The organism is Pseudomonas sp. EL_65y_Pfl2_R95 (assembly GCF_963971045.1).
Classification (GTDB): domain Bacteria; phylum Pseudomonadota; class Gammaproteobacteria; order Pseudomonadales; family Pseudomonadaceae; genus Aquipseudomonas.
In genome coordinates, this window is record NZ_CAXAOV010000003.1 from 286,485 (window position 1) to 299,525 (window position 13,041).

The 13,041-nt window shown below is 53.7% G+C and carries 12 protein-coding genes; 9 read left to right on the plus strand and 3 right to left on the minus strand.

The window, feature by feature from the left end:
* Position 1: 1 nt before the first annotated feature.
* Positions 2 to 442 carry a type II 3-dehydroquinate dehydratase gene (gene aroQ, locus AACY09_RS12085; protein ID WP_339488262.1) on the minus strand — a complete coding sequence of 147 codons (441 nt, stop codon included), beginning with the start codon at positions 440 to 442 and terminating at the stop codon, positions 2 to 4.
* 544 nt (positions 443 to 986) lie between these two features.
* Between aroQ and AACY09_RS12090 the strand changes: the two genes are divergently transcribed.
* The 6 genes from AACY09_RS12090 to AACY09_RS12115 all read left to right on the plus strand — a co-directional run bounded on the left by AACY09_RS12090 (position 987) and on the right by AACY09_RS12115 (position 6,072).
* Positions 987 to 1,196 (plus strand): hypothetical protein, encoded by a 210-nt coding sequence (locus AACY09_RS12090; RefSeq protein ID WP_339488263.1) that lies wholly within the window; start codon positions 987 to 989, stop codon positions 1,194 to 1,196.
* A gap of 147 nt (positions 1,197 to 1,343) precedes the next feature.
* Positions 1,344 to 2,516: an elongation factor P maturation arginine rhamnosyltransferase EarP gene (earP, locus tag AACY09_RS12095; protein ID WP_339488264.1), complete on the plus strand. Its 1,173-nt coding sequence runs from the start codon at positions 1,344 to 1,346 to the stop codon at positions 2,514 to 2,516.
* A gap of 46 nt (positions 2,517 to 2,562) precedes the next feature.
* Entirely contained in the window at positions 2,563 to 3,135 is a 573-nt protein-coding gene (efp, locus tag AACY09_RS12100; RefSeq protein WP_339488265.1) for an elongation factor P, read from the plus strand.
* 353 nt (positions 3,136 to 3,488) lie between these two features.
* Positions 3,489 to 4,805 carry a branched-chain amino acid transport system II carrier protein gene (gene brnQ, locus AACY09_RS12105; RefSeq protein WP_339488266.1) on the plus strand — a complete coding sequence of 439 codons (1,317 nt, stop codon included), beginning with the start codon at positions 3,489 to 3,491 and terminating at the stop codon, positions 4,803 to 4,805.
* A 143-nt stretch (positions 4,806 to 4,948) separates the two neighbouring features.
* On the plus strand, positions 4,949 to 5,683 hold the full coding sequence (locus AACY09_RS12110; protein ID WP_339488267.1) for a DUF599 domain-containing protein: 735 nt from the start codon (positions 4,949 to 4,951) through the stop codon (positions 5,681 to 5,683).
* Positions 5,680 to 6,072, plus strand: coding sequence for an MAPEG family protein (locus AACY09_RS12115; protein WP_339488269.1), 393 nt, complete (start codon positions 5,680 to 5,682; stop codon positions 6,070 to 6,072). Before AACY09_RS12110 ends, AACY09_RS12115 begins: the two co-directional genes overlap by 4 nt.
* Before the next feature lie 186 nt (positions 6,073 to 6,258).
* On the opposite strand, the gene AACY09_RS12120 is transcribed toward AACY09_RS12115, so the two are convergent.
* Positions 6,259 to 6,990, minus strand: coding sequence for a UDP-2,3-diacylglucosamine diphosphatase (locus AACY09_RS12120; RefSeq protein ID WP_339488270.1), 732 nt, complete (start codon positions 6,988 to 6,990; stop codon positions 6,259 to 6,261).
* A complete protein-coding gene (locus AACY09_RS12125; RefSeq protein ID WP_339488271.1) occupies positions 6,987 to 7,481 on the minus strand; it encodes a peptidylprolyl isomerase in 495 nt (164 codons plus the stop codon). The genes AACY09_RS12120 and AACY09_RS12125 overlap by 4 nt, the downstream gene beginning before the upstream one ends.
* Before the next feature lie 472 nt (positions 7,482 to 7,953).
* Here AACY09_RS12125 and AACY09_RS12130 point away from each other — a divergent pair, with 472 nt between their 5' ends.
* The 3 genes from AACY09_RS12130 to AACY09_RS12140 all read left to right on the plus strand — a co-directional run bounded on the left by AACY09_RS12130 (position 7,954) and on the right by AACY09_RS12140 (position 13,034).
* Complete coding sequence (locus tag AACY09_RS12130) at positions 7,954 to 9,618, plus strand: glutamine--tRNA ligase/YqeY domain fusion protein (RefSeq protein ID WP_339488272.1); 1,665 nt, start codon at positions 7,954 to 7,956, stop codon at positions 9,616 to 9,618.
* A gap of 116 nt (positions 9,619 to 9,734) precedes the next feature.
* Positions 9,735 to 11,117, plus strand: a complete 1,383-nt coding sequence (gene cysS / locus AACY09_RS12135; RefSeq protein ID WP_339488274.1) for a cysteine--tRNA ligase — start codon at positions 9,735 to 9,737, stop codon at positions 11,115 to 11,117.
* Positions 11,118 to 11,480: 363 nt separating this feature from the next.
* A complete protein-coding gene (locus AACY09_RS12140; protein WP_339488277.1) occupies positions 11,481 to 13,034 on the plus strand; it encodes an arylsulfatase in 1,554 nt (517 codons plus the stop codon).
* Positions 13,035 to 13,041: the final 7 nt, after the last annotated feature.

Below are 13,041 nucleotides of genomic sequence, written 5' to 3' on the forward strand. Positions count from 1 at the left end.
TTTAGTCCTGCAGAAGATGAGCGAAGTGTTCGATCGCGAGGCGGTAGCCATTGCTGCCAAAGCCGCAAATCACGCCGACGGCAATGGCTGAAACAAAGGAGTGATGGCGAAATTCTTCGCGTTTGTGCACGTTGGATAGATGCACTTCGATAACCGGGACTTCGCTCGCCACAAGTGCGTCGCGAATGGCCACTGAAGTATGGGTCCAGGCAGCAGGGTTGATCACAATCCCGGCGCACCGGCCACGGGCCTGATGTATCCAGGTGACCAACTCGCCTTCGCTGTTGGTCTGCAGAAATTCGCTGCTGAAGCCATGCTGCTCTGCGCTGTGGCGGCAAAGATCGGCAACATCGGCCAAAGTCTCGACGCCGTAGGTTGCAGGCTCGCGAGTGCCAAGCATGTTCAGGTTAGGCCCATTCAGAACCAAAATGGTACGAGGCATGTAAAGGTACTCCGCTCTTATTTTTGTGCTGCTGAGTGCGTAGCTCAGAGCGCTTGATGAGAAAATGTACCAACTGGTTAGTTTGGTCAACTGGCTAATTGGCTAATAGCCTGCGAATGACAAATAAGAACAATCCACCGACAAAATATAAGCGATTGTTTTAATTGGAGTTTATAAAGAAAATTGGGAGTAATTCGAGGTGGATATTTAGTTTTAAACTGTTCGGTTATCGGCCACAAACACCTGAAGTGACCGTTTTTGTCCTGAAATTCGAGCTTGAAGACAAACAATCAACGGTTGAAGCTATCGGTGCGGGGCGTTCAGCGTTGTTCGGACCAGAGAAGCGCTAGTAGGTGAGATGCTTGTATAGGACATGCCTGTATAGGACATGCCTGTGAGGACGTGCCTGTACAGGAAAGGCTGATCATTTACTCGTTACAGCATGCGACATGCTTTCTATAGATAACGACTATCAATTCGACTGATTTCACCTGGCGGGGCTGGAGGCATATCGTTTGTCTCAAGCAAAGTTCTGGAGGTGAACATGTCACACATCAACATCATGTCAGTTGTAGGCAGTGCAGTACCGGCAGCGTTACGGGCTGCAGGATCGCTAGCCTGTTGGTATGTAGTGGTTGATGGCGTGCAAAAGTCAGGACCTTTCACATCCCTTGATGCTGCCATTGCCAACCAGTCGGTGTGGGAAATTGAGCAGATCATGCGTCATAAGGGCCTCCAGTCATTTGCTGCCTGATGTTTTAACCCTGCCATAGGCTTGGCAGGGAAGCGTTTCTCCTTTGTGTTGCTCCTCCCTTTACCCGCCTTCGTGGCGGGTTTTCTTTGTCCGCGAATCGTCGCCATTTATTTTCCGCGTGGGTGCTTGTCAAAGGTGTAGCCGCCGATGAGCCGCGGTAAACTTGGGCATCAACTGTTGGCGGTATATGCGGTGAAGTGGGATATTTTCTGTAGTGTGGTGGATAATTTCGGTGATATAGGGGTGACTTGGCGTTTGGCCAAGCAGCTCGTCGCTGAGCAGGATGTGGCTGTTCGTTTATGGGTGGATGATGTCGGCGCCTTTGCGCGAATTTGTCCGGCAGCAGATCCTTATGCTGACTGCCAAGTGCAGCAGGGCGTTGCTGTTTGTGCCTGGCACGCTCAGTGGCCGGCCACTGAGCCGGGCGATGTGGTGGTCGAGGCATTTGCCTGCCATCTTCCGCAGGCCTACGTCGCGGCAATGGCCGCACGCGAACGCAAACCACTGTGGTTGAATCTGGAATACTTGAGTGCTGAAGACTGGGTGGCTGGCTGTCACGGTTTGCCGTCAATGCAGTCCAATGGTTTGCAGAAATATTTCTTCTTTCCAGGGTTTAGCCCAGACACTGGCGGCCTGTTGCGAGAGTCAAACCTGATTGCCGAGCGCCAAGGGTTTCAAGCCGACCGAGACGCAGGCTCAGGTTTTTTACGCGGGCTTGGGGTTGAACCCGTGGCAGGCTCGCGCCTGATCTCTTTATTTGCGTACGAGAATGCCGCTTTGCCCAGTTGGCTGGATGCCTTGTCAGTCATGCAGCATGCCACCCAACTGCTGGTGCCTGAGGGGAGAATCCTGGCGGATGTTCAAGCCTGGCTCGGCAGCGACGCACTTAAGGTTGGTGATTGCCAAGTGCGCGGTCAACTGCAGATCAATGTGCTGCCCTTCGTTGAGCAAAGCCAATATGACCGCCTGCTCTGGAGTTGTGATTTCAATGCGGTGCGTGGGGAGGATTCATTCTTGCGCGCGCAGTGGGCCGGGCGCCCCATGCTTTGGCATATTTACCCGCAAGAGGAGGGCGCACACTGGGATAAGCTCAATGCCTTTCTGGAAGGCTATACCCAAGGTTTATCTGCACCCGCTCGAGACGCGCTGGTGGCTCTGTGGCGAGACTGGAATGGTGGGCAATCGACCAGCAAAAGTTGGTCTTTATGGCAGGAAAACGCCGAAGAGCTGACCGTTCATGCAGAAAAGTGGTGTCTAGAACAGGCTTCTCGTACAGATCTTGCTACTGCGCTGGTGCAGTTTCAGCAAAATTGGCTATGATACGCCACCTAGAATTCTGTAACTCCATTCATATCCGGATATTAGTATGAAAACCGCACAAGAAATGAAGCCCAACAGTGTGGCTCTGATCGACGGCCAGCCTTGGCTCATCCAGAAAGCCGAGTTCACCAAATCCGGTCGTAACAGCGCCATCGTTAAAATGAAATTGCGCAACCTGCTGACCGGTTCGTCGACCGAAACCGTTTACAAGGCAGACGATAAGCTTGAGCCAGTTATCCTTGACCGTGTTGACGTAACTTACTCGTATTACAGCGAGCCTAACTACGTGTTCATGGACGAAGAGTTCAATCAGTACGAACTGAACAAAGAAGACCTGGAAAGCGTTCTGCCTTATATCGTCGACGGCATGACCGACGTGTGTGAAGCTGTATTCTTCGAAGGCAAAGTTGTATCGGTTGATCTGCCGACCACTATCGTTCGTCAAATCACCTACACCGAAGGCTCCGCCCGCGGCGACACGTCTGGCAAAGTGATGAAGCCAGCCAAGCTGAGCAACGGCACTGAAGTCAAAGTTGCTGACTTCTGCGAGATCGACGATTGGATCGAAATCGACACCCGTACTGGCGAATACAAATCGCGCGCTAAAGCTCCAGTTTGATCTGAGCTTTAACCCGTCGTAAGAAACCCGGCCCTGTGCCGGGTTTTTTTTCTCTGCGATTTGTAAAGCAGGTGCGTGAAGCGGTGGAGGTGCTAACGGCCAGTACCAGTCGTCATGGTATTTGTCTAAAAAGTAACTGATGCGACACCAAGTTATGGCGCTTCGACACCCTGGCCAGGGTCACAGTCGGTTCAAGGGTAAATATTGTTAACATTGTACGGATAACTTGGTCAGGGTTTTTACAAGAGACCTTCGACCCCCAGTGGCTGTGCTTAACCTGCACGGCGACGTTTCCCCCGATCCTTCGGGAAACCCTCGGAACTCATTATTTTCTGCATGCGGTATTCCCCACTATGACTCGTTTAAAAGGCTCGGATCTCCTGGCCCTTGGTTTTATGACGTTTGCGCTTTTTCTCGGCGCCGGCAATATTATCTTTCCGCCAAGCGCCGGTATGGCGGCAGGCGGCAATATGGGCATGGCCGCGTTTGGCTTCTTGCTCACTGGCGTAGGCTTGCCGCTGTTGACCATCGTGGCGCTGGCCCGGGTCGGCGGAGGCATGGCGCTGTTGACCGCACCGCTGGGTAAAGCTGCGGGCATTGCGTTTGCTGTTGCGGTTTACTTGGCGATTGGTCCGTTGTTTGCGACCCCGCGTACTGCAGTGGTTTCATTCGAGATGGGCGTGGCGCCCTTCACTGGCGAAGGCGGCACGCCGCTGCTGATTTACACTCTGGCCTATTTCTGCGCTGTGATGTTCTTATCGCTCAACCCTGGGCGCTTGGTCGATCGTATCGGCAAGTTCATTACCCCGGTATTGCTGGCCGCATTATTAGTGCTTGGTGGCGCGGCGTTGCTGGTTCCAGCAGGTGAGATTGGAAAAACCACCGCTGAGTACCAGTCTGCCCCGTTCGTACAAGGGTTTCTGCAAGGCTATCTGACCATGGACACCCTGGGTGCATTGGTTTTTGGCATTGTTATCGCCATGGCGATACGTGACCGCGGTGTGACTGACAGCAAGTTGATCACGCGGTACTCGATTATTGCAGGTCTGATTGCCGCGACTGGCTTGTCGTTGGTCTATCTCGCGCTGTTCTACCTTGGCGCAACCAGCCAGGGCATTGCCGGTGAAGCGCAAAATGGCGTACAGATTCTTACCGCTTATGTGCAGCACACATTTGGTATGACCGGCAGCTTGCTGCTTGCGGTGGTGATTACTCTAGCCTGCCTGACCACGGCTGTAGGTTTGTTGACGGCGTGCGGTGAGTTCTTCAGCGAGTTATTGCCGGTGCTGCCATATCGCGTGGTCGTGGTTGGGCTGGGCGTGTTCAGTTTGCTGGTGGCGAATCAGGGCCTGACCCAGTTGATCAGCTTGTCGGTGCCGGTTTTGGTTGGCTTGTACCCATTGGCGATAGTGCTGATCTGCTTGAGCCTGTTGGACCGATTTTGGGTGTCGTCACGGCGGGTGTTTGTTCCGGTGATGTCGATTGCGTTCATTTTCGGCTTTGAAGCGGCATTGTCAGCCGCTGGCTTTAAAAACCTGGTGCCGAGCATTTTCTCGCAGTTGCCGTTGTCTGAGCAGAGCTTGGGCTGGGTGCTTCCGGTATTGGCGACCTTGCTGTTGGCAGTGATTGTTGATCGCATGGCCGGGCGTAGCGCTCCTGTTAGCGCCTAGCACAAAGGGGTAGCATCCTTGCGTTTAAAGCCGCCCTTTGAGGCGGCTTTTTGTTGCGTGGGTTTTGTTACTGTTGTGCGATTTTATTAGGCGGTCAGCGCTGTGGCCTGTCTATAATCGCAGTGGGCCAACAAGGAGTACCCATGCCGATTAGTGATTTTCACCTGCCGCACGTGATTGCAGTCGTTTGGTTTTTGATTTGCTGGATTGGCTACAGCCGTTACTCCCACGCGAAAGCCAAGACGACGCCTTGTCTGGCCAGTGTGCTGCATTTGTACCGTGAAGATTGGATGCGGCGCATGTTGCTGCGCGAAAACCGTATTGCCGACGCCAACGTGATTGGTAATCTGGAACGTAACGCTTCATTTTTTGCCTCAAGCACCCTGATTATTCTCGCCGGTATCCTGACGGTGTTGGGCTCCTCTGATCGCGCTTTGTCGCTACTGGCGGATCTACCCTTCGTCCAGGAGGCCAGCCGCAGTTTGTCTGAGGTCAAGTTGTTGGGGCTGGGCGTAGTCTTTGTCTATGCTTTTTTCACCTTCAGCTGGTGCATGCGACAGTACAATTTCGCTGCAATCTTAGTGGGTTCAGCGCCCATGGTTGGCGAACGCAATGTGACCGAGCAGGAGCGTAAGGCCTTTAGCGAGCGCACGGCACGCGTCATCTCGATGGCCGCGAATCAATTCAACTATGGTTTGCGCGCCTACTACTTCGGGATGTCGACCTTGGCCTGGTTTATCAACCCATGGTTTTTCATGGCGGTCACCACCGGGGTGGTGTTGGTGCTGTACCGGCGTGAGTTTCACTCTGATGTGCTGGAAGTGATGGTTTACACCCAAACCCCAACAATTGAACCGCTTAAGGAGAAGGCTGAATGAGTCTGCCATTTTGGTGTGTGTTTATCAGTGCATTGTTGATTTTTATCGCCAAGATTCCGCTGGCTAAAGCAATGCAGCAGCAGGGCGGTGGTACTTACGATAACCATCATCCGCGCGGTCAGCAGGCTCAGCTCACAGGCTTCGGTGCGCGGGCCTTGGCAGCCCACCTGAACAGCTTTGAGGCGTTCCCGCTGTTTGCCGTTGGGGTGTTGATGGCCCATGTCACGCAAACCCAGGGCTATTTGATCAATGCACTGGCGGTGACTTTCGTTATTGCGCGGGTTGTGTATTTGCTCTGTTACTGGGCTGACTTGCACTGGCAGCGCAGCTTGGCTTGGATTGTCGGGCTGATTTGCAGTCTGCTGTTGATGCTGTCACCCGCGCTGTAAATTCTGCGCAAATGGTGGGCAAGCTTCGCGTTGCCACACCCTACGATCCGCGATTGCGTGGCTCTGACGTAGGGTGGATGACGCTCTTTTCATCCACCATTGCAGTCTTGAATAGGTGGATGTCTTCGGAAGGAATGGTGGGCAAGCTTCGCCTTTATCACTTGAACGACTGCGCCCTTCTTCGACTCACTGCGCTGCGTCTAGATTAAATGCGGCTTGATTGAAGCCCTTTTCATCAACCTGCAAAGCCCAGCCTTGCTGGTCCCAGTCACCTAAAACGATACGCTTAGCCGGTTCGCCATTTACCAGCAGCTTATGCACGGCTGGACGGTGGGTGTGGCCATGGATCAAGGTTTTGACTGAGTGGTCGGCCATGATTCGGCTGACTTCATCGGGAGTGACGTCAACAATATCGCTGGCTTTCATCCGGGTTTGCGTGCGGCTTTCATTGCGCAGCTTGCGAGCCAGCTTATGGCGGGTGCTCAGCGGTAAATTGCGCAGAACAAACAGCGACAATGGATTACGCAAGTAGCGGCGCATGCGCATATAGTTTTCATCGCGGGTGCACAGGCTGTCGCCATGCATCAGTAGGACCGACTCACCGCCCATCTCCACCACGCTTGGGTCGCTGAGCAACGTGCAGCCAGCCTCATGGCAAAAGCGTTTACCGATCATAAAGTCGCGGTTGCCATGCATCAGGAAGATAGCCGTACCGCTTTCGCTCAGTTGTTTGAGCGCATCGGCAATCGAGCGTTGAAACGGGGTAATGGCGTCGTCGCCAACCCAAACTTCAAAGAAATCGCCAAGGATATACAGCGCCTCAGCCTGGCGTGCGCGAGTGCTGAGGAAATGAAGAAACGCCCGGGTAATATCCGGGCGCTCCTGTTCAAGGTGTAGATCAGAGATCAGTAGGATCACTCAACGATCTCTGCACGCTCGATGATGACGTCGTCCACTGGAACATCCTGATGGCCCGACTTCATCGTGGTCGGTACGGATTTGATCTTCTCGACCACGTCCATGCCGTCCGTGACTTCGCCGAACACGGTGTAGCCCCAGCCTTGAACGGTCGGTGCGGTGTGGTCGAGGAAGGTGTTGTCAGAGACATTGATGAAGAACTGCGCAGACGCTGAATGCGGCTCCATGGTGCGGGCCATGGCAACAGTACCCACTTTGTTGGAAACGCCGTTGTTGGCTTCGTTCTTGATGGTTGCACGGGTCGATTTTTGCTTCATGCCCGGCTCAAAACCACCGCCCTGGACCATGAAGTTGCTGATTACGCGGTGAAAAACGGTGCCGTCGTAGTGGCCGCTTTTTACGTATTCTTCAAAATTGGCCACGGTTTCCGGTGCTTTGTCGGCAAACAGGGTGAGGGTGATAACGCCGTGGTTAGTGTGCAACTTGATCATGAGAGTAATCGCTCTGTCGAATTAAGCAGAAGGCCGGATCAAGCTAGGCAAGCCTTGAAACTACTGCGTTAGGATATGGCCGAAGCCCAATAAATCAATGCTGTCGAGGCCTTGCTGGCCGCATTTTTGCGCGCATAGTTGCCTGCGCCCATAGGTGTAACAAACAGTGTAAACGTAAGTTAACTGCAGCGCAGCGCAAATGAACTGGTTGCAAGGCCTGTCAGGGGGTTGACAGCTTCGGCTATGATAGGCGCTTTGCAATTGCCGGAAAACCATCAACTTAAGTATTACCGTTCAGCAGGTGGTTATCGTTCGCGCTAGATATAGGGCGTTGAACGTCGATGCTTTAGTCGTCGACAGTCACCACACAGGGCTGTAACCCGCGGTAGCTATGGAGGTCTAGTGGTTTTCAGTGCATTCATCGTTTTAGTCGGCCGTTGCTAAGCCGCGCACCTGCATGATCAAGGACACCATGAGCAAGCCAGAGACTCCCGTCGCAACGAACTTCCTTCGCCCAATCGTCCAGGCTGACCTGGAGTCAGGTAAGCACGCGAAGGTTATTACCCGTTTCCCGCCGGAACCTAACGGTTACCTGCACATTGGCCACGCTAAGTCGATCTGTCTGAACTTCGGTCTGGCTAAAGAGTTTGGCGGTGAGTGTCATTTGCGTTTTGATGACACCAACCCGGCCAAGGAAGACCAGGAATACATCGATGCGATCAAGCAGGACGTGCAATGGCTTGGCTTCCAGTGGGCGGGCGAGGAGCGTTACGCCTCCAATTACTTCGACCAACTGCATGATTGGGCCGTCGCACTGATCAAGTCGGGCGATGCCTTCGTCTGCGACCTGTCCCCAGAAGAATCGCGCGAGTACCGCGGTAACCTGACCGAGCCAGGGCGTAACAGCCCATTCCGTGATCGTTCGGTTGAAGAAAACCTGGATCTGTTCGCGCGCATGAAGGCCGGTGAGTTTGCCGATGGCGCACGTTCGCTGCGGGCTAAAATCGATATGGCTGCGCCGAATATCAACCTGCGCGACCCGATTCTCTACCGTATTCGTCATGCCCATCACCACCAGACCGGTGATAAGTGGTGCATCTACCCAAGCTATGACTTTACTCACGGCCAGTCAGACGCTATCGAAGGTATTACCCATTCGATCTGCACCCTTGAGTTTGAAGATCATCGTCCATTGTATGAGTGGTTCCTGGCTAAATTGCCGGTGCCCGCGCAGCCGCGTCAGTACGAGTTTGCTCGCTTGAACCTCAATTACACCATCACCAGCAAGCGCAAGCTCAAGCAGTTGGTTGATGAAGGCCATGTGAATGGTTGGGACGATCCACGCATGTCAACCTTGGTTGGCTATCGCCGTCGTGGCTACACCCCGGCATCGATGCGCCAGTTCTGCGACATGATTGGTGTGAACCGTGCCGGTGGCGTGGTGGATATCGGCATGCTCGAATTCGCCATTCGTGAAGATCTCGATGCCAATGCCGCACGCGCCATGTGCGTGCTTAAGCCGCTGAAAGTGGTTATCACCAATTACCCTGAAGATCAGGTACAGATTCTCAGCCTGGCGCGTCATCCGAAGCAGGATATTGGTACGCGTGAGCTGCCGTTTGCCCGTGAGATATACATCGACGCCGGTGACTACGACGAGAACCCGCCAAAAGGCTACAAGCGTCTTGAGCCGGGCGGCGAAGTGCGCTTGCGCGGCAGCTATGTGATTCGTGCCGATGAGGCCATCAAAGACGCCGACGGCAATGTGATCGAACTGCGCTGCTCGTATGACCCGGAAACCCTCGGTAAGAATCCTGAAGGTCGCAAGGTCAAAGGGGTTGTGCATTGGGTTCCTGCCGAGGCCAGCGTTGAGTGTGAAGTGCGCCTTTATGATCGGCTGTTCCGCTCGGCCAACCCTGAAAAAGCCGAAGAGGGCGCAAGCTTCCTTGACAATATCAACCCAGAGTCACTGGTCGTGCTCAAGGGTTGTCGCGCTGAGCCCTCGCTGGCGACCGCTACGGTTGAGGATCGTTTCCAGTTCGAGCGTGAAGGCTACTTCTGTCTCGACTCGAAAGACTCCAAGCCAGATGCATTGGTGTTTAACCGCACGGTAACGCTGCGCGATTCCTGGGGCTAAACCCTGGGTGTGGTGTTGAGCAAGTCCCCCAGCTGTCACAGGCTAAAGCCAGGTTTGTGGCGCTGGGATTTTGCTCCTGTTTCAGCGGCTGAAAGGGCCGCGTCTAAGGATTTTTTATGCTGACCATTTACAACACCCTGAGCAAAACCAAAGAAGCACTTAAACCTCTAGTCGGCAACCATGTGCGCATGTATGTCTGTGGCATGACGGTTTATGACTTCTGCCATATTGGTCATGCACGGGTGATGGTCGCGTTTGACGTGATCGCACGCTGGCTGCGCCATCGTGGTTACGAGCTTACCTATGTGCGCAATATCACCGACATCGACGACAAGATCATTCGTCGCGCACAGGAAAACGCTGAAAGCTTCGAAGTGCTGGTTGAGCGCATGATCGCGGCCATGCATGAAGACGAAGCACGACTTTCAGTGCTGCGCCCAGACATCGAGCCCCGTGCCACTGGCCATATTCCCGGCATGCACGAGATGATTCAAACCCTGATCGATAAAGGCTTTGCCTACGCGCCGGGTAATGGCGATGTGTATTACCGTGTCGGCAAGTTCGTCGGCTACGGCAAGCTGTCGCGCAAGAAGATCGAAGACCTGCGCATCGGTGCGCGTATCGAGGTCGACGAATCGAAAGAAGATCCGCTGGACTTCGTTCTGTGGAAGGGCGCCAAACCAGGCGAGCCCAGCTGGATGTCCCCTTGGGGTGAAGGGCGGCCGGGCTGGCACATTGAATGCTCGGTGATGTCGACCTGCTGCTTGGGCGAGACATTCGATATTCACGGTGGTGGCCCAGATTTGGTCTTCCCGCACCATGAAAACGAAATAGCCCAGAGTGAAGCGGCTACTGGCAAGCTTTATGCGAATGCTTGGATGCACGCCGGCGCGGTGCGGGTTGATGGCGAGAAGATGTCCAAGTCATTGGGTAACTTCTTCACCATTCGTGAAGTGCTGGAAAAGTATCATCCGGAAGTGGTGCGCTACTTCCTGGTGTCGAGCCAATACCGCAGCCCGATCAACTATTCCGAAGACAGCCTGAAAGAAGCCAAGGGCGCGCTGGAGCGGTTCTATCACGCACTCAAGGGCCTGCCTGAGGTTGTAGCGGATGGCGGTGATGCCTATGCCGAGCGCTTTGCTGCTGCGATGGATGACGACTTCAACTCACCAGAAGCCTGCGCAGTGCTGTTTGAAATGGTCCGCGAGATCAACCGTCTGCGCGACACCGACCTTAATGCCGCTGCTGGTTTAGCTGCACGTTTGAAAGAGCTGGCTGCGGTGTTGGGCGTTTTGCAGCTTGAGCCGGAGGCCTTTCTGCAAGCTGGTGCGGAAGGCAAGGTGGATGCCGCGCAGGTTGATGCCCTGATAGCTGCACGGCTACAGGCGCGTGCCGACAAAAACTGGGCTGAGTCGGACCGTATCCGCGATCAGCTAACCACCATGGGGGTGGTGCTTGAAGATGGCAAGGGCGGCACGACTTGGCGCTTGGCTGAGTAAGCAATTGTCTAATTTGCTGTTTGGGAAAAGCCGCTTATGCGGCTTTTTTTATTGGTGTTGCGTCCTGAATGTGTCGGAAGTAGTGGTGTTTTAATCTGTCATGAAAAGGCAAGTACCTGTCGCCTTATGTCAATCTAATCCGGTCGGTATGGTTTTAGGCTATACAGTGGAATGCAATGCTCTACGAAAAGCTAGGGTCTCGATTGTTGACGTTTATGCGATGCATCAACGCTGCAAAGTCATTCGAGTTAAAGCGTAAATTGTGACGACAAGCTGTGGTTGTTTGAGCAATTGGCGTGCGACGCTGGATGCCTGACCATAGGTGCGCGACACACTAATAATAATGACCAAAAGGATGTACCGATGACTTGGTTAAAACTACGTCTCAAAACCATCGGCACGGCAGCGCTGTTAGCGTCTTCTGTTTGCGCCGCCTCTCTGGTGTCTGCCGCTGACAAGCCCAATATTCTAGTGATCATGGGTGATGACATTGGCATCACCAACATCAGTAAGTACAGCTACGGCATGATGGGATACCCAACGCCCAATATCGACCGGATAGCCAACGAAGGCATGATGTTTACCGATTACTACGGTGAGCAAAGCTGCACCGCTGGGCGAGCTGCCTTTATTACTGGTCAGCACCCGGTTCGTACCGGCCTGACTAAAGTGGGAATGCCTGGCTCAACTGTCGGCCTGCAAAAAGAAGACCCAACCTTGGCCGAGTTGCTTAAACCGCTCGGCTACACAAGCGGTCAGTTCGGTAAGAACCATCTGGGTGACCGCGATGAATTCTTGCCCACTAATCACGGGTTTGATGAATTTCTTGGCAATCTCTATCACCTGAACGCTGAAGAGGCGCCAGAAGACGAGGATTGGACCAAGAACCCGGTTATCGACAAGGCCATTCGCCCGCGTGGGATTATTCACAGCACCGCCGACGGTAAAATCGAAGACCTTGGCCCGCTTAATCGCAAGCGCATGGAAACCATTGACCAAGAGTTCCTCGATGCTTCGCTGAACTTCATGGACAAGGCGGTCAAGCAAGACAAGCCGTTCTTTGTCTGGTTTAACTCGACACGCATGCATTACTACACCCACATCAAAGAGGAAACCAAGGGCATCTCCGGCCAGGGCTTCTACAACGATGGCATGGTTGAGCATGATGGTCAGGTCGGTGAAATCCTCAAAAAGCTGGATGATCTGGGTGTCGCTAAAAACACCATCGTGATCTACACCACCGATAACGGCGTGCATTTCAACCAATGGCCTGATGCTGGTATTACCCCGTTCCGGGGTGAGAAAAACACCAACTGGGAAGGTGGCTACCGTGTGCCGGCAATCATCCGCTGGCCAGACCATATCAAGCCTAACAGCGTTTCCAATGAAATCGTTTCAGCCCAGGATTGGGTGCCAACACTTATGGCGGCAGCCGGTGTACCGGATGTTAAAGAGAAGTTGCTGACGGGCTACACGGCAGGCGACAAGAGCTTTAAGGTTCACCTCGATGGCTACAACCAGTTGCCATACATGGAAGGCAAGACACCTAAAGGCCCGCGTACTGATTTCTACTACTTCAGTGATGACGGTAAGTTACTGGGCGCCCGCGATGGTGACTGGAAAATTGTTTACGCCGAACAACGCGCGCATCGCTTTGATGTATGGCGCGACCCGTTCGTAGATTTGCGTGCGCCTAAGCTGTTTAACCTGCGTCGTGATCCTTTTGAGCGCGCTGACACCGATTCCAACAGTTACAACGTGTGGTGGGATAAGAAGGCTCAGTCTGCAATCTTTCCGGGGATCTTCCGTACCCAGCAGTTCCTGATGACGTTCAAGGACTTCCCGCCGCGCCAGCGTCCAGCCTCGTTCACTATCGACCAGATGGTCGAAAAACTGATGAACTTTAAAGATAAATAAGCGGCTC